Source organism: Paenarthrobacter sp. 10L420 (genome assembly GCF_056395385.1).
Window position 1 is genome coordinate 540,502 of record NZ_JBFTJK010000001.1, and the last position, 22,828, is coordinate 563,329.

At 61.7% G+C, this 22,828-nt stretch carries 18 protein-coding genes and 1 tRNA gene; 13 read left to right on the forward strand and 6 right to left on the reverse strand.

Going from position 1 to position 22,828, the window contains the following annotated elements; genetic code table 11:
* Window positions 1-63 precede the first annotated feature (63 nt).
* The 3 genes from AC1DD5_RS02630 to AC1DD5_RS02640 form a co-directional block, all read right to left on the reverse strand.
* Window positions 64-312 carry a PspC domain-containing protein gene (locus AC1DD5_RS02630; RefSeq protein WP_477520546.1) on the reverse strand — a complete coding sequence of 83 codons (249 nt, stop codon included), beginning with the start codon at window positions 310-312 and terminating at the stop codon, window positions 64-66.
* 63 nt (window positions 313-375) lie between these two features.
* On the reverse strand, window positions 376-837 hold the full coding sequence (locus AC1DD5_RS02635; protein ID WP_477520547.1) for a hypothetical protein: 462 nt from the start codon (window positions 835-837) through the stop codon (window positions 376-378).
* A gap of 1 nt (window position 838) precedes the next feature.
* Window positions 839-2,413: a PspC domain-containing protein gene (locus tag AC1DD5_RS02640; protein ID WP_477520548.1), complete on the reverse strand. Its 1,575-nt coding sequence runs from the start codon at window positions 2,411-2,413 to the stop codon at window positions 839-841.
* A 125-nt stretch (window positions 2,414-2,538) separates the two neighbouring features.
* Between AC1DD5_RS02640 and AC1DD5_RS02645 the strand changes: the two genes are divergently transcribed.
* Window positions 2,539-4,062 (forward strand): ATP-binding protein, encoded by a 1,524-nt coding sequence (locus tag AC1DD5_RS02645; protein WP_477520549.1) that lies wholly within the window; start codon window positions 2,539-2,541, stop codon window positions 4,060-4,062.
* The gene (locus tag AC1DD5_RS02650) at window positions 4,059-4,733 is read left to right on the forward strand and encodes a LuxR C-terminal-related transcriptional regulator (RefSeq protein ID WP_477520550.1); all 675 of its coding nucleotides are present in this window, start codon (window positions 4,059-4,061) and stop codon (window positions 4,731-4,733) included. The genes AC1DD5_RS02645 and AC1DD5_RS02650 overlap by 4 nt, the downstream gene beginning before the upstream one ends.
* A gap of 221 nt (window positions 4,734-4,954) precedes the next feature.
* On the opposite strand, the gene AC1DD5_RS02655 is transcribed toward AC1DD5_RS02650, so the two are convergent.
* Window positions 4,955-6,184: a pyridoxal phosphate-dependent aminotransferase gene (locus AC1DD5_RS02655; RefSeq protein ID WP_442018771.1), complete on the reverse strand. Its 1,230-nt coding sequence runs from the start codon at window positions 6,182-6,184 to the stop codon at window positions 4,955-4,957.
* A 256-nt stretch (window positions 6,185-6,440) separates the two neighbouring features.
* Here AC1DD5_RS02655 and AC1DD5_RS02660 point away from each other — a divergent pair.
* The 9 genes from AC1DD5_RS02660 (at window position 6,441) to rplL (ending at window position 13,007) form a co-directional block, all read left to right on the forward strand.
* Window positions 6,441-6,513, forward strand: a tRNA-Trp gene (locus AC1DD5_RS02660).
* An 81-nt stretch (window positions 6,514-6,594) separates the two neighbouring features.
* Entirely contained in the window at window positions 6,595-6,876 is a 282-nt protein-coding gene (secE, locus tag AC1DD5_RS02665) for a preprotein translocase subunit SecE (protein ID WP_442018772.1), read from the forward strand.
* Between the two features lie 113 nt (window positions 6,877-6,989).
* Window positions 6,990-7,850: a transcription termination/antitermination protein NusG gene (nusG, locus tag AC1DD5_RS02670; RefSeq protein WP_442004052.1), complete on the forward strand. Its 861-nt coding sequence runs from the start codon at window positions 6,990-6,992 to the stop codon at window positions 7,848-7,850.
* 130 nt (window positions 7,851-7,980) lie between these two features.
* Entirely contained in the window at window positions 7,981-8,412 is a 432-nt protein-coding gene (gene rplK, locus AC1DD5_RS02675; RefSeq protein WP_166183617.1) for a 50S ribosomal protein L11, read from the forward strand.
* 131 nt (window positions 8,413-8,543) lie between these two features.
* Complete coding sequence (gene rplA / locus AC1DD5_RS02680; protein ID WP_442004053.1) at window positions 8,544-9,251, forward strand: 50S ribosomal protein L1; 708 nt, start codon at window positions 8,544-8,546, stop codon at window positions 9,249-9,251.
* Window positions 9,252-9,372: 121 nt separating this feature from the next.
* Window positions 9,373-10,485, forward strand: coding sequence for a GNAT family N-acetyltransferase (locus tag AC1DD5_RS02685; protein WP_477520551.1), 1,113 nt, complete (start codon window positions 9,373-9,375; stop codon window positions 10,483-10,485).
* Window positions 10,464-11,636, forward strand: coding sequence for a GNAT family N-acetyltransferase (locus AC1DD5_RS02690; protein WP_477520552.1), 1,173 nt, complete (start codon window positions 10,464-10,466; stop codon window positions 11,634-11,636). The genes AC1DD5_RS02685 and AC1DD5_RS02690 overlap by 22 nt, the downstream gene beginning before the upstream one ends.
* 326 nt (window positions 11,637-11,962) lie before the next feature.
* Window positions 11,963-12,553 (forward strand): 50S ribosomal protein L10, encoded by a 591-nt coding sequence (gene rplJ / locus AC1DD5_RS02695; RefSeq protein WP_477520553.1) that lies wholly within the window; start codon window positions 11,963-11,965, stop codon window positions 12,551-12,553.
* A 76-nt stretch (window positions 12,554-12,629) separates the two neighbouring features.
* Entirely contained in the window at window positions 12,630-13,007 is a 378-nt protein-coding gene (gene rplL / locus AC1DD5_RS02700; RefSeq protein WP_189013656.1) for a 50S ribosomal protein L7/L12, read from the forward strand.
* Between the two features lie 125 nt (window positions 13,008-13,132).
* Here the strand turns inward: rplL and AC1DD5_RS02705 are convergent, their stop codons facing one another.
* Entirely contained in the window at window positions 13,133-13,627 is a 495-nt protein-coding gene (locus AC1DD5_RS02705) for an aminoacyl-tRNA deacylase (protein WP_477520554.1), read from the reverse strand.
* Window positions 13,627-14,826 (reverse strand): acetyl-CoA C-acetyltransferase, encoded by a 1,200-nt coding sequence (locus tag AC1DD5_RS02710; protein WP_477520555.1) that lies wholly within the window; start codon window positions 14,824-14,826, stop codon window positions 13,627-13,629. The genes AC1DD5_RS02705 and AC1DD5_RS02710 overlap by 1 nt, the downstream gene beginning before the upstream one ends.
* A gap of 474 nt (window positions 14,827-15,300) precedes the next feature.
* On the opposite strand from AC1DD5_RS02710, the gene rpoB reads away from it, so the two are divergent.
* Window positions 15,301-18,807 carry a DNA-directed RNA polymerase subunit beta gene (gene rpoB, locus AC1DD5_RS02715; RefSeq protein ID WP_400278053.1) on the forward strand — a complete coding sequence of 1,169 codons (3,507 nt, stop codon included), beginning with the start codon at window positions 15,301-15,303 and terminating at the stop codon, window positions 18,805-18,807.
* Window positions 18,808-18,911: 104 nt separating this feature from the next.
* A complete protein-coding gene (locus AC1DD5_RS02720; protein ID WP_477520556.1) occupies window positions 18,912-22,811 on the forward strand; it encodes a DNA-directed RNA polymerase subunit beta' in 3,900 nt (1,299 codons plus the stop codon).
* Window positions 22,812-22,828 lie beyond the last annotated feature (17 nt).

The following is a 22,828-nucleotide window of genomic DNA, read 5'->3' on the forward strand; positions in this document are numbered from 1 at the left end:
AAGCGCCCCGCTGCGGCGGGGCGCTTTGTGTCGCTGACGTCGAAGTTGTCGATCGTTGTGCGCTTAATTGGAGCGCTGGCTGATGAACGACTCCAGGGCGATCCTGTTCTTCTGGTCCGGCAGTATGAGCCAGGCGAGGATATAGAACACCGCCGCTGGTCCTGGCAAGAGGCAGAAGAGCAGGAAAGCCACCCGGACATATGCCACATCCACCCTGAGCTTCGCGGCAATGCCACCACAGACGCCACCCAACCAGCGCTGGGGTCCACGCTTCAGGCCGAAGCCCCTGACGATGCTGAAGAACTTGTCCATGGCTACAGACTTCCTTGTTGTGGTTGCTTTGTCACGTAAGTACCTGCCTCGATCTGCGGGCAGCTACTCGGCAGGAGTCTTTGATTTGCCCGCACTCCTGCGGGCGGCAAGGAGTCCTCCGATGACCAAGGCTGCGCCCGCGCCGATCATGAGGCCGATCAGCACATACGTGCCGTCCAGCACCACCCAACCAAGGGTGGAGATGACCAACAAAGCGGCCAGGGCAATCACAATCAACCCCCACACCACGGTGCCGATCCGCGCCTGCTGCGGTTCGTTGTCGTCGATGGTCCGTTCCACCCGATAGGCGGGCTCAAGCGATGGCGTGAGCGGTATTGGCTGGAGTCGTGGTACTGGCTGGAGCTGCGGTGCGGGTGCCGGCTCCTTGGTCAGCGGCTCCCTTGTCAGGGGTTCCGTTGGACTGTTGTCCTGTTCCTTGGCGAGCGGAGTGGTGTCCACCGGGTTCTTGGCATCACTGCTGTTTTCCCCTGCTTCGCGTGCCTTGCTTGGCTCGTTCGTGCTCATGTCAGTTTCCTTCCTGGATGGTCACGTTGCTGAATGTGCCATCGATTTCCACCACAAGGTTGGCCCCGGGCTTTTCGGCGTTGTAGACCGTTCGCTCGTCCTGGAGGCGGCCGCCGCGGTCCGAGCCGTGTTCATTCAGGTTGCCGAAGGTCATATCCGCCCTGACCTCAACGGGTACGTCTTTCGGGATGATGACGGTGACGTTGCTGAAGGTGGCGTCCACGGGAACCACGATTTCGGTGGTCAGTGGAGGCGTCAGGGCGAGGTCGTCCAGGTTCACTGTTCCCTTGCCGCCGGTGACGTCGACTCCCTGCCGGGCCTGCTCGATGCTTACTGGTGCCCAGTTCACGTCATGGAAGGTGAAGCGATCACCATTCCTTGGGACAACGTTGAAGATTCCACCGATGATCAGGGCCACTACTGCCAGGAAACCGAGGAAACCGGAGGTCCGTCCCCGCAAGCCTGCAAAGAGGATTCCCAAACCAAGTACGGCTGCGCCTGTTGCCCACACGACGGCGTTGGCTGCGTTGCCGAGCTCGATGATGTTGCCGGCGTCCAGCGCTTTCAAGGTGCCGCCAACCAGCAGTGCCACACCCGCAGTAACCGCTACTATCGCTGGCCCGGGACCCTTGCGCCTGGCGCGCGGCGGCTTGGGTTCACCGTTGTGGGGCTGGCCGCTAAAAGGCTGGCCGCCCTGCGGAGGAGTGGGTCCGTAGGGAGGCCGCGGACCTGATGGCTCGTAGGGGCCAGCCGCACGATCCTGCGGCTTTGTGCCTGGCTGGCCTTGACCGTACACCGGCACGCCGCTGTTGGTCCCGGTAGGAGTGCTGGTCCCGGCAACAGGGCTTGTCCCGGTGGCTGTTGGGGTTCCGTAGGCCGTGGGGGCTCCGTAGGCGGTGCCCGTTGCGTAGGAAGTGCCCGTTCCGTAAGAAGTGGCCGCGAAGTTCTGCTGGTTCATGGGCCGGGCTGCCTTCGGTCCTTTGTTGCGTTGTACCAGGTAGTAGATGAGGTAGATGACGCCGCCCACCCAGAAGAGCGTCCACAGCACGCCCGGAAGGCCGTTCCAGCCCCAGCCCCAGAATCCGCGACCCAGGCCGGGCAGGCCGATGATCGTGGTGATCAAGGCACCCGTCATGCCGCCTGACCAACGCCCGGCGGCTGCTTCCTGAACGTGGATGCGGCCGTCAGGTTCAGGCAGCAACGCCCAGGCCAGGCCGTAGAGCAGGACGCCAATGCCGGCGAAGAGCGCCAGGACGATGAAAATGCCCCGAACAATCAGGGGATCGATGCCGAACCGGTGCGCAACTCCGCTGGAGACGCCACCAATCCAGCGGTCCGGCCCGCGGCGGACACCCTGGCTGCGGATCCAGTCGAAGAAGTTCTGCTGTGGTGCAGTATGGGGTGCAGCGGGACCAGTACCGGATGAAGGATAGGAGTGGGTGGACGGTTCCCCGGGGGCGCCGGCGGAGGGACCCGCCGATGCGCCGGCGGAAGTGCCGGCGTTGGCGTCGGGATCGGGTGTGCCGGCATTGCCAGGCGTTCCGGATCCCTCTGGGTTCATGCTGTTCGCGTTCATACTTCGATCCTGCCGTCCCGGGTACCCTGCCCTCTACTGGGGGATACCCTGAATGATCCCTGAGGGACCCCCGAAGAACGCCGGATTCAGGTCCGGGCAACCCTGATCCGTGTTTGGATTGGTACATGACAACCGCTGTACAACGCCCGCCGCTGGTCCGCAGCAGCGACCGCATGATCGCCGGCGTCTGCAGCGGATTGGCCGACCATTTGGGCTGGCCCGTGAAGTACGTTCGGCTGGGCATGGTCCTTGCCTGCTTCGCCGGTGGAGCGGGACTGGCCTTCTACGCCTGGCTCTGGACCATGGTTCCCACCGCGGATGAGAGCGCGCGCCGCAATGCCCGCCGGCCGGCGTCGCCTATTGCTCCTGCAGTCAGCCTTCCGCCTGACGTCTCTGCGGTGCAGCATGCGCCCAAAGCGCCCGACGCCGGACCCGCACCAGCGGTGGCCGGCATTCCAGCGGTGAGTGGAAACCTTCCGGTACGGGATACTGCAACTGGCGTGGGTGCACTGCCTGGGCGCCCATCGTTCGATGCGACAACTATTGGCAGCACGGCAGCTCCGTCCGGCGGTTGGGCTGAACCCGGAAGCCGGGCGTTACCAGTTTCCCGGTTCAACTTTCGGCGGATCCAGTACGGCAAGGAGATCCTGCTCGGAGCCGGCCTGCTCCTGGTCGCCGCGATCTTGATCGCGCGCCAGTTCGGCGTCGATGTGCCCTTGGGAACGCTGATTCCCGCAGCTGCCATCCTGGGCGGCGCGGCGATCGCATGGATGCAACTCGACGAGACGCGCAGGGCAGGCTTGGTGGACAAGACCAAGGCCGACCAGGCTGGTGGCTGGGTCCGCCTGGCAGCTGGCCTTGCGCTGGTGGTGGCCGGGGTCCTGGTCATGGTGTCCGGATCGGGATCCTGGGAGCAGACCTGGCTGGCGCTCCTGGCATCCGTTGCTGTCCTCGGCGGCGTTGCCTTGGTCCTGCTGCCGTGGGGACTGAAGTTCTGGAAGGACCTCGAGACTGAACGGGCGGGGCGTGTACGGGAAACCGAGCGCGCGGAGATCGCAGCCCACCTGCACGATTCAGTGTTGCAAACCCTTGCGCTGATCCAGCGTAGGGCAGGCTCGGAGCAAGACGTTGTTCGGCTGGCGAGGGCCCAGGAACGTGAACTTCGGTCCTGGCTCTTCACTGATGCCGCCAAGGATGCCGGGCTGCTGGCCGAGCGGATCAAAGCCGTGGCCGCCGAAGTCGAGGATGCCCACGGCCAGGCCGTGGAGGTGGTAACCGTGGGCGACGCCGACATGACGGACAGGCACGAGGCACTGGTCCAGGCAGCCAGGGAAGCCATGCTCAATGCGGCCCGGCACGCTGGCGGAACAGTATCCGTCTACATGGAGAGCACGGCAGGCAGCACCGAGGTCTTCATCAAGGACCGCGGTCCGGGATTTGACCTGGAAGCGGTCCCCGACGACAGGCTGGGCGTCAAGGAATCAATTATCGGCCGCATGAAGCGTCACGGAGGCACGGCAACCATCAACAGCAGCAGGGACGGAACCGAAGTGCGGCTGGCCCTCCCTTCGCTCAACGCCGACGGTGGTGATATGCGCAGCAGCGATGTGCGCAACAGTGAAGTACGGAATGGAGAACCCCGGCAATGAACAACACCTCCCAAAGCGGCGTTTCACGCAGGGTACGAGTCGTGATCGTCGATGATCACACGATCTTCCGTTCCGGGCTGAAGGCGGATCTCGATCACCGCATGGACGTCGTGGGCGAGGCGGGCACAGTCGAGGAGGCCATCGCTGTCATTGCGGAAACCCGGCCCGAGGTTGTCCTCCTGGACGTCCACCTTCCTGGCGGCCTTGGCGGCGGAGGGCGCGAGGTCATTGCGGGGTCCGCTGCGCTCCTGGGCACCACCAGCTTCCTGGCACTCAGTGTTTCGGACGCCGCCGAGGACGTGGTGGCAGTGATCCGGGCTGGCGCCCGAGGCTACGTCACCAAGACGATTTCCGGTGCCGGGATTTCCGATGCCGTGATCCGCGTGGCCGATGGCGACGCCGTCTTTTCACCCCGGCTTGCTGGTTTCGTGCTGGACGCCTTTGGTACGGCACCCGCGGACATCGCGGACGACGAATTGGATCGCCTCTCGGCGCGTGAGCTGGAAGTGATGCGACTCATCGCGCGGGGATACAGCTACAAGGAAGTGGCCAAGGAGCTGTTCATTTCCATCAAGACCGTGGAGACGCATGTGTCCGCCGTGCTCCGGAAACTGCAGCTCTCCAGCCGCCACGAACTCACCAAGTGGGCCGCCGAGCGCCGCCTCCTCTGATGCTCTCTCACATCCAACGGCCTTTGGACGGATCCTCTCGCAGATCCGCCGGCCTTCTGACGGATGCTCTCGCACATCCGCCGGCCTTTGGACGGATCCTCTCGCACATCCGCCGGCCTTTGAACGGATCCTCTCGCAGATCCCGCCGCTTAAACGGAAATGCTCCCGCACCAAACATTGGTGCGGGAGCATCTAACCCGGAATAGCTACTGGGGTTGGAGCTATTTCGCCCGGCCCAGGAATTCCTGGATCCTGCGGACACCCTCGGCGAGGTCGTCGTCTCCGAGAGCATAGGACAGGCGGACGTATCCGGAGGGGCCGAATGCTTCACCGGGAACGATGGCAACTTCAACCTCGTCCAGGATGAGCGTGGCAAGTTCTGCCGACGTGCTCGGACGCACCGGACCGTGGGAGGTTTCGAATTCCTTGCCCAGCAGGCCGCGGACGTCGGCATACACGTAGAAGGCGCCGGTCGGCGTCGGGCATTCCACGCCCTCAATCGCGTTCAGGCCGGCGACGATTGCCTTGCGGCGGCGGTCGAAGGCGACCTTCATTTCGTCGACGGCGGTCAGCGGACCCGTGAGGGCAGCGGCGGCAGCGACCTGCATGATGTTCGAAACGTTGGACGTCGCGTGCGACTGGAGGTTGGTTGCGGCCTTGATGACATCGGCCGGACCGATCATCCAACCCACGCGCCAACCGGTCATGGCGTAGGTCTTGGCCACGCCGTTGAGGATGACGACTTTGTCGCCAAGCTCCGGCGCCGCGGTGGCGATGGAGGTGAACTCCACGCCGTCATAGGTCAGGTGCTCGTAGATTTCATCCGTGACAACCCACAGGCCCTTGGAAGCAGCCCACTTTCCGATCTCCGCAACCTGCTCCGGGCTGTACACAGCGCCGGTCGGGTTGGACGGGGAGACGAACAGCAGGATCTTGGTCTTGTCCGTCAGCGCGGCTTCCAACTGCTCGATGGTGACGAGGTAGCCCTGCTCGGGTCCGGCGAATACCTCCACCGGAACGCCCCCTGCGAGACGAATGGCTTCCGGATAAGTGGTCCAGAAGGGCGTGGGGATGATGACTTCGTCGCCCGGGTCAACCAAGGTGGCGAAGGTGTTGTAGACAGCCTGCTTGCCACCATTGGTCACCAGGACCTGCGATGGGTCCACTTTGTAGCCGGAGTCCCGGAGGGTCTTATCGGCGATGGCCTTTTTCAACTCAGGAAGCCCGGCAGCGGGGGAGTAGCGGTGGTACTTCGGCTGGGCAGCAGCCTCAATTGCTGCCTTGACGATGTAGTCCGGGGTGGGGAAATCGGGTTCGCCGGCACCGAAACCGATCACGGGGCGCCCCGCGGCCTTCAGTGCCTTGGCCTTGGCGTCAACGGCAAGGGTGGCGGACTCGGCAATAGCGGAGATTCGTTGTGAAATGCGGGCGGCAGGTGTTCCGGCAGACATCTATGTACCGTTCTTCGCAGGCAGCTCGTGGGCTGGATGATGGGATTCGACGTAAACTACCTTATGCTGTTCTGCGGAGCTCCCGGGTGCCTGCTGGACAATGTGACTGATAATGCTGCTCACATTGATTCATAAGCGGCCGGAAGGCCCGGAATTAGTCCGGTTCGACTATCGCGAAGTTCTTGCGTAGACTGGTTCACCGGTGTTGAAAAGCACCACAGGCTGAAGTGCGGCCTGAAACATGGATTCGATCCATAGGGTAGTGGCGCAATTGGTAGCGCAGCGGTCTCCAAAACCGCAGGTTGCAGGTTCGAGTCCTGTCTGCCCTGCGCAAGCTGTTCCGGCGGAAACGCCGGGGCAAGCGCAGCAACCATGGCTCTGATCAGAGCCGGGTCAAACGACTTTGCAAGGTGAGTGAGGACCAGGTGACCGAAACGGCTGCTAGCAGCTCAAAGGGCCGTCCTGCCAAGAAAGCCGATGCCGGCTTCTTTGCCCGAATTGCACTCTTCATGCGCCAGGTTATCGGCGAACTGAAGAAGGTCGTTGCCCCGACCCGCAAGGAACTGATCAATTACACGCTCGTGGTGCTGGTGTTCGTAGTCATCATGATGCTCATCGTCACCCTGCTGGACCTTGCCTTCGGCACGGGAGTGAGCTGGGTCTTCGGTGGATCAGGCGCTACGGACCGCTAAGCGGATCTGTCCGCAAACCGCGTGAAATTCCATGAAGTTCAGGAATTTTGTGGGGTTTGCGGAATTGAGCCATTTAAATAGGCATGTTAGGCAATGAGGAAGCAGGAGACCAAGTGTCTGAGCAGGAGCTTGAGGTAAACGAGGCTGAGCTGGATGGGCCCGCTGAAAGCACGGACGACGCCGCGGCTGAGGCTGCGGAAGAGTCGGAGGCTGACTCTGCTGCGCCCGAATCTGCCGACGTCGATGATTCCGAAGAGGATTTCGAGTCTGACGTAGACGCTGAGTCTGATGACGAGGCCGACGACGTAGACGCTGAGTCCGATGAGGACGCTGCCGATGTCTCGCTGGAGGCGGCCGCTGCTGCAGCCCCCGCCGATCCGGCCGAGGAATTCAAGGCCAAGCTGCGCCGCCAGGAGGGTGACTGGTACGTCATCCACTCCTACGCCGGTTACGAAAACCGCGTGAAGGCCAACCTTGAGACCCGCATCCAGACACTGGACATGGAAGATTACATCTTCGAAATCCAGGTCCCGATGGAAGAAGTCGTCGAGATCAAGAACGCCCAGCGCAAGGTGATCAACCGCGTCCGCATCCCCGGTTACGTCCTGGTCCGCATGGACCTGACCGACGCTTCCTGGGGCGCCGTTCGCCACACCCCCGGCGTCACTGGCTTCGTGGGCAACGCCCACAACCCGGTCCCGCTGCGCCTTGACGAGGTCTTCTCCATGCTCGCACCGGTCTTCGAAGAAGAGCAGGCCGAGAAGGGCAAGCCGGTCAACAAGCAGAACCAGGCTCCCGTGGCCGTTGATTTCGAGGTCGGCGAGTCCGTCATCGTCAAGGAAGGCCCGTTCGAGACCCTTCCGGCAACGATCTCCGAGATCAAGCCCGAGTCCCAGACCCTCGTGGTCCTGGTCTCGATCTTCGAGCGCGAAACCCCGGTTACGCTCGCATTCAACCAGGTCACCAAGATCTAGCTGATTCCAAGATTTCGCTCCCGTTCCGCCTGCTTTGCGGTTCGGAAGCGGCCGGCCGCCTTGCCATGGCGGCCACCAACCTGGGACGCGCTCCTGTGTCCCAGGAAGCTATTGAGAGAAGGACCCTACATTGGCTCCCAAGAAGAAGGTCACCGGCCTCATCAAGCTGCAGATCCAGGCAGGTGCCGCTAACCCGGCTCCGCCGATCGGTCCTGCGCTTGGCCAGCACGGTGTCAACATCATGGAATTCTGCAAGGCGTACAACGCTGCAACGGAATCCCAGCGCGGAAACGTTATCCCGGTTGAAATCACGGTCTACGAAGACCGTTCCTTCACCTTTATCACCAAGACCCCGCCGGCTGCAGAGCTCATCAAGAAGGCTGCAGGCGTTGCCAAGGGTTCGGCTACCCCGCACACCGTCAAGGTTGCCAAGCTGACCCAGGCGCAGGTCGAAGAGATTGCTTCCACCAAGATGGAAGACCTCAACGCCAACGACATCGCGGCAGCTGCCAAGATCATCGCTGGTACCGCCCGTTCCATGGGTATCACCGTAGAGGGCTAAATACAGCCTTCATCCGCCGGGCAACCGGCATCTGAAACATTGAAATGCCGCAGGATCCTTGCCGGATCCGCGGCTTGTGGCAGGGCCCAGCGCGGTCCGCAGACCACAACTGCACAAGGAGAAATAGCAGCATGGCAAAGCGCAGCAAAGCATATGAGGCAGCCGTAGCCAAGATCGAGGCAGACAAGGTCTACGCCCCGTTCGAGGCAATCACCCTCGCGAAGGACACCAACCCTTCCAAGTTCGACGCAACCGTTGAGGTCGCTTTCCGTTTGGGCGTTGACCCGCGTAAGGCTGACCAGATGGTCCGTGGCACCGTCAACCTGCCGCACGGCACCGGTAAGACCGCCCGCGTCCTCGTTTTCGCAACAGGCGACAAGGCTGAGGCAGCAATCGCTGCCGGCGCCGACTTCGTTGGTTCCGATGACCTGATCGAAAAGATCGCAGCCGGCTGGACCGACTTCGACGCCGCCGTGGCAACCCCTGACCTCATGGGTAAGGTTGGCCGCCTCGGTAAGGTCCTCGGCCCGCGTAACCTCATGCCGAACCCGAAGACCGGTACGGTTACCCCGGATGTCACCAAGGCTGTCAACGACATCAAGGGCGGCAAGATCGACTTCCGCGTCGACAAGCACTCGAACCTTCACTTCATCATCGGCAAGGTGTCTTTCGACGTCCAGAAGCTGGCTGAGAACTACGCAGCCGCACTGGAAGAGGTGCTTCGCCTGAAGCCGTCCGCTTCCAAGGGCCGCTACATCCAGAAGGCTACTGTTGCCACCACGTTCGGTCCGGGCATCACCGTTGACCCGAACGTCACCAAGGTTCTCACCGACGCATAAGCATCGCGAGTACTAACTCTGAGAGGGACCGTCCGGCATTGCCGGGCGGTCCCTTTTTCATGGGTTCGCATCGGCGGTTGGTCACTTGTTTGGCGCCAGAGGCGGCCGTAGGCTGTGGGGCGTGGCACCGTCGTCGAACTTTTCCGCCAACGGCGGGCTCACCATAGAGAGGCTTCCCGTTCTGCAAGGTCCGGAGGCCAATGCGTCACCGGACTTCAAAGCCTTCCATGCGTTACGGATCGCCCATGAGCTTGCCTTGTGGGGGAACCTGGACCATTCGGCCACATTGGCCGAGTCGTTCATGTTCTGGCAGGGCAACGAATACGAGGAGCGGCAGGTCTACCTGACCCGCTTGGGCGGCGTTGTGGTGGGCAGCGGTTCGCTGACGCTGCCGTTGAGCGAGAACACGACGACGGCGGGAGTGGACGTCCTCGTGGACGCCGCTTTCCGTCGGCGCGGGATCGGGACGAGTATCCTGGAAGTCCTTGAGCAGGCGGCAGTGGAGCGGAGCCGCACTTCGCTTGACGGGTACTGTGGGGAGCCGATCGCCCCCGTACTTGCCGGGGAGGCGCTGCTGAAAGCAAAGTCAGGCACGGGTGGCGTTCCACTGAACGCGGCATCGACCCACTTTGCGTTGCACCATGGTTATTCCCTGGAACAGGTCGAAACCAGCAGCACCTTGGCCCTGCCGGTTGATGAGGCGCACCTGATTGAACTCGAAGTCGAGGCGATGCGCCGGGCAACGGAATACGACGTCATCGGGTGGACGGACGAATGCCCGGACGAACTCGTGGACACTTTTGCCAAGCTCAAGAGCCTGATGAGCACGGAGGTACCCATCGCCGGTCTGGGATGGGAAGGCGAAGAGTGGGACGCCGTGCGGGTTCGGCGTGAGGAATCGACATGGCGGGCAAGCGGCATGGACTCAGTTGTAGCTGCTGCCCAGCACCACACGAGCGGGGAGTTGGCTGCCTATACGGTCCTGACCCACCGCGACGCGTTGCCGGCGGTGGTCAGCCAGGAGGACACCCTGGTGGCTCCCGGACACCGGGGACACGGCCTTGGCATGCTGGTCAAAATCGCCAATCTTCGTCGTGCAGAAGATCTTTGGCCGGACGCCGCGTGCGTCATGACGTGGAACGCCAGCGAAAACCGGCATATGCTGGCCATAAATATCGCCCTTGGATTCAAGCCTTCCGGTTTTGAAGGCGAATGGCAGAAACGGCTGGGATGACTGTAGACGAGGCGAAGACCGTTGTAGTCGAGCAGCTATGGGTGCCGGAGAATCTGGACAGCCCCAAAGCAGGGGATTTCCTTGACGCCGTGGAAGTGGCGCGACGGGTCCGGATGCAGACCTGGGGGAGCGATGACCTGGCGTACACGCCCCTGGAGAAGCTGCTTGAATTCTCCGACCCCTACGAGCGCCAGATCATCCTGGTGGCCAAGGTGGACGGGGTCATCGTGGGAACAGTGGACATTGCGCTGCCGCTCGCGGACAACATGGACCTGGCGGAGTTCACGCTGGATATCCTGCCGGACTACCAAAGCCAGGGCGTCGGACGCCAGCTCCTGGAGGCTGCGGAGCAGCTGGCACGTTCAGAGGGCCGCACCATGGTTTTGGTGGACACGAACCATCCGGCGACCTCGCTTACAGAGATACCTGAAGACCAATTGATTCCCGGCAGCGGCCCAGGTTTCCTTCCTGTCAGCAGCAGGGAAGTGGACTTTGCCCAGCGGGCCGGTTACACCCTTCAGCACATCGAGCAATTCAGTTCCTGCGTGTTGCCTCTCGACTCCAAACTGGTTGCGGATCTTCAAGCCGAGGCCGAGGAAGCGAACGCTGGCCGCTACAGGCTGCACCACTGGACTGATCGCTGCCCTGAGGCTTGGCTGGAGGCCGTGGCGGAGCTGGAAAACGCTGCGGGTGAGGTTGTCCACGGAGAGGACGGCGAGGAAGAAGACTCCGCCGTTGAGGTTTCCGGTATGGTCTTCGATGCCGCCGTTTTGCGCGAAACCGAAGACGCCGCCTTGGCGCAGGGTCGGCGGACGGTGGTTACCGCCGTCGAGCATATTGAGAGCGGGCGGCTGGCCGGCCTCACCACGATCAGCGTCCTCGCGCACCGTCAGGACGTCGTTTTCCAGGACGATACTTTGGTCCTGCAGGAACACCGCGGCAATAAGTTGGGACTGCTGATCAAGGTGGCCAACATGGAAAGGCTCAGTGAGCAATTTCCCGATGCCCGCGTCATTTACACCTGGAACGCACCGGAAAACCGGTACCTCCTGACCGTGAATAAGCAATTGGGATTTACGACGGCGGGAGTCACCGGACTCTGGCAAAAGCAGCTTCCTGATCGGGGACCTAAGGTCACGTCGTCGGAGTAACCAGCCGGGCATCGCAGTGGGAGCACAGCGGCCTCGATTTGGTTTGCTGATCCCTCTCCCGTAACCTTGAAGTACCAAAGACCGTCGGTTGATGGGAATCCACTCTTTCGAGCGCAGCTCAATTCTGCAGCGACGCCCCTGAGAACAAAGTGCATTCCTTGACGAAGGACCCTGAACATAGGGCGGCCAACGCAGGTGAACGAAGCAAGTCTCCGCAGTGCAAGCTGTGTTGAGCCAAGCCCCGTGCATCTGCGCGGGGCGTTTTTAGTTTTAGCTCTCGTGAGCGGGGACCCGGAAGACCGGCTTTATTCCCCGGAAGGAGGGTTATGACAACGCCTAGCAAGATCTCCGCTGTTGCAGAGATCACCAACGATTTCAAGGAATCGAACGCGGCTGTCCTGACCGAATACCGCGGGCTCACTGTTGCACAGCTCAAGGAACTGCGTGTTGCGCTCGGCCAGGACACCAAGTTCTCGGTCGTCAAGAACACCCTGAGCGCCATTGCAGCCAAGGAAGCTGGAGTCGACGCGTTCGGCGATCAGCTTGCCGGCCCCACTGCAATCGCCTTCATCAAGGGCGACGCTGTTGCTGCTGCCAAGAGCCTGACGGACTTTGCCAAGACCAACAAGCAGCTGGTTATCAAGACCGGTTACTTCGAAGGCAAGGCATTGGACGCAGAAGGTGTTGCCGCACTGGCAGCGCTGGAGTCCCGCGAGCTGCAGCTTGCACGTGTTGCTGGTGTCCTCAAGGCCCCCGCATCCGCTGCCGCACGCATCATCGATGCCCTGCGCCTCAAGCTTGAAGAAGAGGGCGGCGCACCTGCACCGGCCGCTGACGAAGCTCCGGCCGCTGAGGCTGCTGCTGAAGAGGTTGCGGCTCCGGCCGAAGCCGCTGAAGCTGCAACCGAAGAGAACTAAGTTCTCCCCCCAATCAAACTCAGGTGCATGGAGCGGCATTGTCCGGACCTGCACCGACTAATGGAAGGACGCCACCATGGCGAAGCTCAGCAACGAAGAGCTCATTGAAGCTTTCAAGGAACTGACCATCATCGAGCTCTCCGAGTTCGTCAAGCTCTTCGAAGAGACCTTCGAAGTTACGGCTGCTGCTGTTGCAGTTGCTGGCCCCGCTGCCGGCGGTGCTGCTGAAGCTGCTGAAGAGAAGACCGACTTCGACGTCGTCCTCGAAGCTGCTGGCGACAAGAAGATCGCAGTGATCAAGGAAGTTCGCGCCATCACCTCCCTCGGCCTCAAGGAAGCCAAGGACCTGGTTGACAGCGCACCGAAGGCTGTTCTCGAAGGCGCCACCAAGGAAGCCGCAGAGAAGGCAAAGGCTCAGCTCGAAGAAGCTGGCGCAACGGTTACCCTCAAGTAACTCGTCTTGCTTGTGGAAGCCCCGTCCGGTTCGCCGGGCGGGGCTTCCTGCTTTAAAGAACAACGCGGGGTCACTTATAGCCCAATAATCCCTCCGGAATGGGCTCTAAGTGACCCCGCGTTGCTTTAGAGGGGTTCGCTGATGTCCGCGATGATTGCTCCGAGTGCAGCCGTCAGTTCATCCGCATCCACGAAGGCACTCCTGCCATGGGCTCCAGCACCCATGGAGATGCGGCGCCCGGTGATGGTGGCATCCGCATACACAGGCCAGGGCGTGGTACTTCCCAGCGGCGTGATGGTCCCGCGCTCATAGCCGGTTGCGGCAAGGGCGACGTCGGCATGCGGCAGCGAGAGCTTGTTCACGCCCACCAACGCCCGCAGCTTAGGCCAGGAGATCTGCCGGTCGCCGGGGATCAGCGCGAAGAGGAAGCTACCGTCGCGATGCTTGACCACGAGGGACTTCACGATGTCTCCGGGACTGATCCCCAGGATGCCCGCCGCCTCCTCGAGGCTCCGGGCAGCAGGGCGCTCGACGACGTCCACGTCCAGTCCGCGCGCGGTGGCGTCGGACAGGAACCGTTCGGCTCCGTTCATTCCCGGCCCAAGCAATGAGTCAGCCATCAGTCGCGGTACAGCAGGAGAGCTTCGCCCTGGCCGCCGCCGCCACAAAGGGACACGGCAGCCTTGCCTGTTCCCCTGCGCTTGAGTTCGTGGGCCGCGTGCAGGGCCAGCCGGGCGCCGGACGCACCGATCGGGTGGCCGAGGGCGATTGCGCCGCCGTGGATGTTGCACTTCTCCAGCGGATAGCTCAGGTCCTTCAATGATTGGACGGCCACAGAGCCAAAGGCCTCATTGATTTCGATGAAGTCCAGCTCTTCGGCAGTCCATCCAGCCCGCTTCAATGCTTGCGAAATGGCGTTGGAGGGCTGGGAGTGCAGCGAGTTGTCCGGGCCGGCCACCTGTCCAGGCTTGCCCACGACCGCAAGGTATTCCAGACCGTTGTCCTTGGCAAAGCGGCGACTTGTCAGCACGAGTGCAGAGGCGCCGTCGGACAGGGGAGAGGAGTTGCCGGCGGTAATGGTGCCATCCGTAGCGAAGGCGGCCTTTAAGGGTGCAAGGGTTTCCACAGTCGTGTTCGGACGAACGCCCTCGTCCGAGGAGAGGACCACCGGATCCCCCTTCCGCTGCTTCACGCTCACGGGAGCAATTTCGACGTCGAAGATTCCGTCAGCGATCGCGGCAGCCGCGCGCTGGTGGGAAGCGGCAGCAACCTCGTCCTGCGCGCGGCGGTCAATGCCGAGCGTTACGTTCTTGGTTTCCGTGGACAAGCCCATTGACTGGCCGTCGAACGCATCCGTGAGTCCATCATGCGCGGCAACATCCAACGCCTGGATTGCGCCGTAGGTCCAACCCTGCCGGGAGCCGGGGAGCAGGTGTGGGGCGCGTGTCATGGATTCCTGGCCACCGGCCACAACCACAGTGGCGTCCCCGCTGCGGATCATCCGAGCGGCATCAATGACAGCCGTGAGGCCGGAGAGGCAAACCTTGTTGATGGTGACGGCAGGGATGTTCCAGCCCACACCTGCCGCTATGGCACTCTGTCGTGCAGGATTCTGGCCAGCGCCCGCTTGCAGCACCTGTCCCATGATCACGGCGTCCACCTGTTCGGCTTTTACGCCGCTGGCCGCCAGTGCAGCGCTGATGGCATGCGCGCCAAGGTCGACGGCGGTGAATCCGGCCAGCTGCCCATTGAGCCGACCCTGTGGGGTACGGGAAGCAGCAAGGATGACAACGTCATTGTCGTCAGCGGAGTTGTTCATGGTCTCTCTTCCGATCCGTGGTGGTGTAGCCAAGGCTATCGTGCGGCGTGCGTCAGCCTATCCTTTCCAACGCTTGTATCCGTCGGTAGATTCCACAGCAAGAGATTCCACGGCAGGAGATTTCACAACGGGCTTGGTGCCTCCTTCCGGCAGATGCTCCGGACAACGTCCGTGGACTACGCATAGGTGCCTGCGGCAACAGTGCTTGCATTCGCGGAGAATCTGGGGTAGACAGGAAGGCTACTTTGCCGTATCGTAGATATTTGCGTCTTCCCTGTTAACCTTCAGCCTTCATATAGCGGTGGGCTTTACCTCTCAGCTGCAACATTGACGTGCCGTTCACAACGTGCACTGGCATGTGCGGACTGGGTCCGGGTCATATAGCGGAACCGGAATAAGTATGATGCGGAGAACTCTGCATCATGCAAACGGGGGAGATCTGAAAACGCCTGAAGGTCTGTGGAAGGATCCCTCTTGGTCGCCTCGAGCACCTCTAATAACGAAACCGCTAACACGGCAAGCACCGATGGTGCCACTCGCCGCCTCTCATTCGCAAAGATTCACGAACCCCTTGATGTTCCGAATCTTCTCGCCCTGCAGACCGACAGCTTTGACTGGCTCGTCGGAAACGAACGCTGGCAGGCGCGGGTAGCGAAGGCTGTCGAGGAGGGCGACCTCAGCGTCGCCACCACCTCCGGACTTGCCGACATCTTCGAAGAGATCTCCCCCATCGAGGACTTCCAGGGCACTATGTCCCTGAGCTTCTCCGAGCCGGAGTTCGCTGATCCGAAGTACACCATGGCCGAATGCAAAGACCGTGACGCCACTTACTCGGCACCGCTGTATGTCAAGGCCGAGTTCATGAACAACAACACGGGCGAAATCAAGCAGCAGACCGTGTTCATGGGCGACTTCCCCCTCATGACTGAAAAGGGAACGTTCGTCGTCAACGGCACCGAGCGTGTCGTTGTCTCCCAGCTGGTCCGTTCGCCGGGCGCTTACTTCGAGCGCACCGCGGACAAGACCAGTGACAAGGACATCTTCACTGCGAAGATCATCCCGTCCCGTGGTGCATGGTTCGAACTCGAAATCGACAAGCGCGACCAGGTCGGCGTTCGCCTCGACCGCAAGCGCAAGCAGTCGGTCACCGTTCTGCTGAAGGCCCTCGGTTGGACCGAAGGCCAGATCCTGGAAGAGTTCGGCCAGTACGACTCCATGCGTGCAACGCTGGAGAAGGACGCCACCGAAACCCGCGAAGACGCGCTTCTGGACATCTACCGCAAGCTGCGTCCGGGCGAGCCGCCCACCGTCGAGGCTGCCCAGTCCCTGCTGGACAACCTGTACTTCAACGCAAAGCGTTATGACCTCGCCAAGGTTGGCCGTTACAAGATCAACCGCAAGCTCGGCATCGACCGCTCCCTTGGTGACAAGGAAGCTTCGGTCCTGCACGTTGAAGACATCGTCGCCATGATCAAGTTCCTCGTTGCGCTGCACGCCGGCGAGAAGACCCTCATGGGCAAGCGCGACGGCGAAGACCACGAGCTCCGCGTCGAAATCGATGATATCGACCACTTCGGCAACCGTCGCATCCGCGCCGTTGGCGAACTGATCGAGAACCAGGTCCGCACCGGCCTTTCCCGCATGGAGCGTGTTGTTCGCGAACGCATGACCACGCAGGACGTCGAGGCCATCACGCCGCAGACCCTGATCAACATCCGCCCGGTTGTCGCTGCCATCAAGGAGTTCTTCGGAACTTCCCAGCTGTCGCAGTTCATGGACCAGAACAACCCGCTTTCGGGTCTGACCCACAAGCGCCGCCTGTCGGCTCTTGGCCCGGGTGGTCTTTCCCGTGACCGCGCAGGCATGGAAGTTCGAGACGTTCACCCGTCCCACTACGGACGTATGTGCCCCATCGAAACCCCTGAAGGCCCGAACATTGGTCTGATCGGTTCGCTGGCTTCCTACGGACGCATCAACCCGTTCGGCTTCATCGAGACGCCGTACCGCCTGGTTTCCGAAGGTGTCGTTTCCGACGAGGTCCAGTACCTCACGGCCGACGACGAAGCAGAGGTCCTGATCGCACAGGCCAACGCTCCGCTGGACGCTGACAAGAAGTTCTCGGAAGAGACCGTCCTTGTCCGTGCCCGTGGTGGTGGAGGCGAGCCTGTTCTGGTTCCCGCCGGAGAAGTCCAGTTCATGGACGTTTCCCCGCGCCAGATGGTGTCCGTGGCAACCGCACTGATCCCGTTCCTCGAGCATGACGATGCCAACCGTGCACTCATGGGTGCCAACATGCAGCGCCAGGCTGTGCCGCTGGTCCGTTCCGAGGCTCCTTTCGTGGGTACCGGCATGGAGCGCGCAGCAGCCGTCGACGCCGGTGACGTTGTCATCGCGAAGAAGGCAGGTGTGGTCACCGAGGTTTCCGCTGAGCTCGTTGTCATGATCAACGACGACGGCACGGAGACCAACTACCGCATCAACAAGTTCGCCCGTTCCAACCAGGGCAACTGCTACAACCACCGCGTCCTGGTCAACGAAGGCCAGCGACTGGAAGTCGGCGGCATCATCGCCGACGGTCCTGCAACGGACCAGGGTGAACTCGCCCTCGGTAAGAACCTGCTCGTGGCATTCATGTCATGGGAAGGCCACAACTTCGAGGACGCCATCATCCTGTCCCAGCGCATTGTTGCTGAGGACGTTCTTTCCTCCATCCACATCGAGGAGCACGAAATTGATGCCCGCGACACCAAGCTTGGTGCCGAGGAAATCACCCGTGACATCCCCAACGTGTCCGAGGAAGTCCTTGCAGGCCTGGACGAGCGCGGCATCATCCACATTGGTGCCGAGGTTGAAGCCGGAGACATCCTGGTCGGAAAGGTCACACCCAAGGGTGAAACCGAACTGACTCCGGAAGAGCGTCTTCTCCGCGCTATCTTCGGTGAGAAGTCCCGCGAAGTCCGCGACACCTCCCTGAAGGTGCCCCACGGCGAGTCCGGTACGGTCATCGGCGTCCGCGTCTTTGACCGCGACAACGACGACGAACTGCCCCCGGGCGTGAACCAGCTGGTCCGCGTCTACGTTGCAGCCAAGCGCAAGATCACCGACGGCGACAAGCTCGCCGGCCGTCACGGCAACAAGGGTGTTATCTCCAAGATCCTTCCGATCGAGGACATGCCCTTCCTTGCAGACGGTACCCCGGTGGACATCGTCCTGAACCCACTTGGTGTTCCGGGTCGTATGAACGTTGGCCAGGTCCTTGAAACCCACCTCGGTTGGGTTGCCAAGACCGGTTGGAAGATCGAAGGCGAGCCGGAGTGGGTCAAGAACCTGCCCAACCTGCCCCGTGAAACCGGCCAGACCACCGTTGCCACGCCGGTGTTCGATGGCGCCCGCGAAGAAGAAATCACGGGCCTGCTTGACTCCACCAACGTGACTCGCGACGGCGACCGCCTGATCGATTCCTCCGGCAAGACCCGTCTGTTCGACGGCCGCTCCGGCGAGCCGTTCCCGGACCCGATCTCCGTCGGTTACATGTACATCCTGAAGCTCCACCACCTGGTGGACGACAAGATCCACGCGCGTTCCACCGGCCCGTACTCCATGATCACGCAGCAGCCGCTGGGTGGTAAGGCTCAGTTCGGTGGCCAGCGCTTCGGTGAAATGGAAGTGTGGGCGCTCGAAGCTTATGGCGCCGCTTACACCCTTCAGGAACTGTTGACGATCAAGTCGGATGATATCCACGGTCGTGTGAAGGTCTACGAAGCCATCGTCAAGGGCGAGAACATCCCTGAGCCTGGCGTTCCCGAGTCCTTCAAGGTCTTGATCAAGGAAATGCAGTCGTTGTGCCTGAACGTGGAAGTTCTTTCCACCGACGGAACCACGATCGAAATGCGTGACTCTGATGACGCAGTCTTCACGGCTGCGGAAGAACTGGGCATCGATCTGTCTCGTGCAGAGCCCAGTTCCGTAGAAGAGGTTTAGCAGCCGTTCCGGTGGGCAGCAGTATGTCACTGTCCACCGGAACAGCTCCCTCTTCCCGTAACCAAGACTTCAGAATTTAGAGAACAAGAGAGAACAGGGACCATATGTCCAGCGAATCCTCCTTCGGCCTCATGCAGATCGGCCTCGCCACCGCGGAAGACATCCGTGGCTGGTCTTACGGTGAGGTCAAGAAGCCGGAAACCATCAACTACCGCACCCTCAAGCCTGAGAAGGACGGTCTTTTCTGCGAGAAGATCTTCGGTCCTTCCCGCGACTGGGAATGCTACTGCGGCAAGTACAAGCGCGTCCGCTTCAAGGGCATCATCTGTGAGCGTTGTGGCGTTGAAGTCACCCGCGCCAAGGTGCGTCGTGAGCGCATGGGCCACATCGAACTGGCTGCGCCTGTAACCCACATCTGGTACTTCAAGGGCGTTCCCTCGCGCTTGGGCTACCTCTTGGACCTGGCTCCGAAGGACCTTGAGAAGGTCATCTACTTCGCTGCCTACATGATCACCAGCGTTGACACGGAAAACCGCCACGCTGAACTGCCGAACCTCCAGATCGAGCACGACCTCGAGAAGAAGCAGTTGGTGGACAACCGCGACAGCGACATCGCCACGATCGCCCGCGACCTTGAAGACGAGCTTGCCCGTCTTGAAGGTGAAGGCGCCAAGGCTGCCGACAAGAAGAAGGCCCGCGACTCCGCAGACCGCCAGATGGCGAACGTCCGCAAGCGTGCCGACGCCGATATCGAGCGCCTTGAGCAGGTCTGGGACCGCTTCAAGAACCTCAAGGTCGCTGACCTTGAGGGCGACGAGGGCCTGTATCGCGAACTGCGTGACCGCTACGGCATGTACTTCGAAGGCTCCATGGGTGCCGAGGCGATCAAGAAGCGTCTTGAGACCTTTGACATGCAGGCTGAGGCTGAGTCCCTGCGCGACACCATCCAGAACGGCAAGGGCCAGCGCAAGACGCGTGCCCTGAAGCGCCTGAAGGTTGTCAACGCATTCCTGACCACCAACAACAGCCCGCTCGGCATGGTTCTGGACGCTGTCCCGGTGATCCCGCCGGAACTGCGCCCGATGGTCCAGTTGGACGGTGGCCGCTTCGCGACCTCTGACCTCAACGACCTCTACCGCCGTGTGATCAACCGCAACAACCGACTCAAGCGACTGCTTGACCTCGGTGCTCCGGAGATCATCGTCAACAACGAGAAGCGCATGCTTCAGGAAGCTGTTGACAGCCTCTTTGACAACGGTCGTCGTGGCCGCCCCGTTACGGGTCCGGGCAACCGTCCGCTGAAGTCCCTGAGCGACATGCTCAAGGGCAAGCAGGGTCGTTTCCGCCAGAACCTCCTCGGCAAGCGTGTTGACTACTCCGGCCGTTCGGTCATCGTTGTTGGCCCGCAGCTGAAGCTGCACCAGTGTGGTCTGCCCAAGCAGATGGCCCTGGAGCTCTTCAAGCCGTTCGTGATGAAGCGCCTGGTTGACCTGAACCACGCCCAGAACATCAAGTCGGCAAAGCGCATGGTCGAGCGTTACCGTCCGCAGGTTTGGGACGTGCTGGAAGAGATCATCACCGAACACCCGGTGCTGCTCAACCGTGCACCTACCCTTCACCGCCTTGGCATCCAGGCCTTCGAACCGCAGCTTGTGGAAGGCAAGGCAATCCAGCTTCACCCGCTGGTTTGTGGCGCCTTCAATGCTGACTTCGACGGCGACCAGATGGCAGTGCACCTGCCGCTGAGCCCGGAAGCCCAGGCTGAAGCCCGCATCCTGATGCTGTCCTCGAACAACATCCTGAAGCCGTCCGATGGCCGCCCGGTTACCCTGCCTTCGCAGGATATGATCATCGGCCTGTACCACCTGACCACCAAGCGCGTCGGCTCTGCCGGCGAAGGCCGCATCTTCTCCTCGGTTTCGGAAGCCATCATGGCGTACGACGCCCGTGATCTGCACCTGAACTCCCAGGTCAAGATCCGTCTGGACAACTTCGTGCCTTACGCCGGTTGGGAAGCTCCGGAAGGTTGGGAGCCGGGTCAGACGGCCCTCGTCCAGACCTCCCTGGGCCAGGTCATCTTCAACCAGACGCTGCCCGAGGATTACCCGTGGGTTGAGGCTGTTGCCGACAAGGGCGAACTGTCCCGGATCGTCAACGACCTCGCCGAGCGTTACCCGAAGGTTGTCACGGCTGCCACGCTGGACAACCTGAAGGATGCCGGTTTCTACTGGGCAACCCGCTCGGGCGTCACCGTGGCTATCTCCGACATCGAGGTGCCTACCTCCAAGCCCGCCATCCTGGCTGGTTACGAGAACATGGCTGCCAAGATTCAGGGTCAGTACGACAAGGGCCTGATCGACGACGACGAGCGTCGCCAGGAACTGATCGAGATCTGGAACAAGGCCACCAACGAGATCGCCCAGGCGATGCGTGACAGCCTGTCCCCGATGAACACCATCAACCGCATGGTGTCCTCCGGTGCACGTGGTAACTGGATGCAGGTTCGCCAGATCGCGGGTATCCGTGGTCTTGTGGCCAACCCGAAGGGTGAGATCATCCCTCGCCCGATCAAGTCCTCTTACCGCGAGGGCCTGTCGGTCTTGGAATACTTCATCGCCACGCACGGTGCCCGTAAGGGTCTGGCCGATACCGCTCTCCGTACCGCCAACTCGGGTTACCTGACCCGTCGTCTGGTGGACGTTTCGCAGGACGTCATCGTCCGCGAAGAGGACTGCGGTACCGAGCGCGGTCTGCTCACGCCGATCGCCGTGCCGGATTCCAACGGTGAGCTCGTCCTGGACGAGAACGTCGAGAACAGCGCCTACGCACGTACGCTGGCTGTCGACGTCGTCGATGCCCAGGGCAACGTCCTGGCTGCCGGCGGAACCGACTGCGGCGACGTCGTTATCGACCAGTTGCTGGCTGCAGGTATCACCGAAGTCAAGGTCCGCTCCGTACTCACCTGTGAGTCCAAGGTCGGCACCTGTGCACTCTGCTACGGCCGTTCGCTGGCAACGGGCAAGACCGTGGACATCGGCGAGGCCGTGGGCATCATCGCCGCACAGTCCATCGGTGAGCCCGGTACCCAGCTGACCATGCGTACGTTCCACACCGGTGGTGCTGTTTCTGCTGGTGGTGGCGACGACATCACCCAGGGTCTGCCCCGTATCCAGGAGCTCTTCGAAGCCCGTACTCCGAAGGGTGTCGCACCGATTGCTGAAGCAGCCGGCCGCATCACCATCGAAGAGTCCGAGCGCCAGATGCGCCTGGTCATCACTCCGGACGATGGTTCCGAAGAGATTGCCTACCCGGTGCTGCGCCGTTCCCGTCTCCTCATCGAGGATGGCGAGCACGTCAGCGTCGGCCAGAAGCTGATCAACGGTCCGGTGGACCCGAAGCAGGTTCTGCGCATCATGGGTCCCCGTGCCGCACAGAAGTTCCTTGTGGACGAGGTCCAGGGCGTTTACCGCAGCCAGGGTATTGGTATCCACGACAAGCACGTCGAGGTTATCGTCCGCCAGATGCTGCGCCGCGTGACCGTCATCGAATCCGGCGACTCCGACCTGCTCCCTGGTGAGCTTGCAGAGCGCTCCCGCTTCGAAGACGAGAACCGCCGCGTCGTGTCCGAGGGCAAGTCCCCGGCTTCAGGTCGTCCGGAACTCATGGGTATCACCAAGGCGTCCCTGGCAACCGAGTCCTGGCTGTCGGCCGCTTCCTTCCAGGAGACCACCCGCGTCCTGACGCAGGCGGCCATGGAAGGCAAGAGCGATCCTCTGCTCGGCCTCAAGGAGAACGTCATCATCGGTAAGCTCATCCCGGCCGGAACGGGCCTGCCCCGTTACACGGAGGTCACGGTTGAGCCGACCGAGGAAGCAAAGGCAAGCCTGTTCACGGGCCCCAGCGCTTTCACCGATTTCTCCTATGACGCCCTGGGCGGCGACGGTGCTCCCGAGTTCCACGCCATCCCGCTGGATGACTACGATCTCGGTAACGACTTCCGCTGAAACCAGCAGTAGTTAAT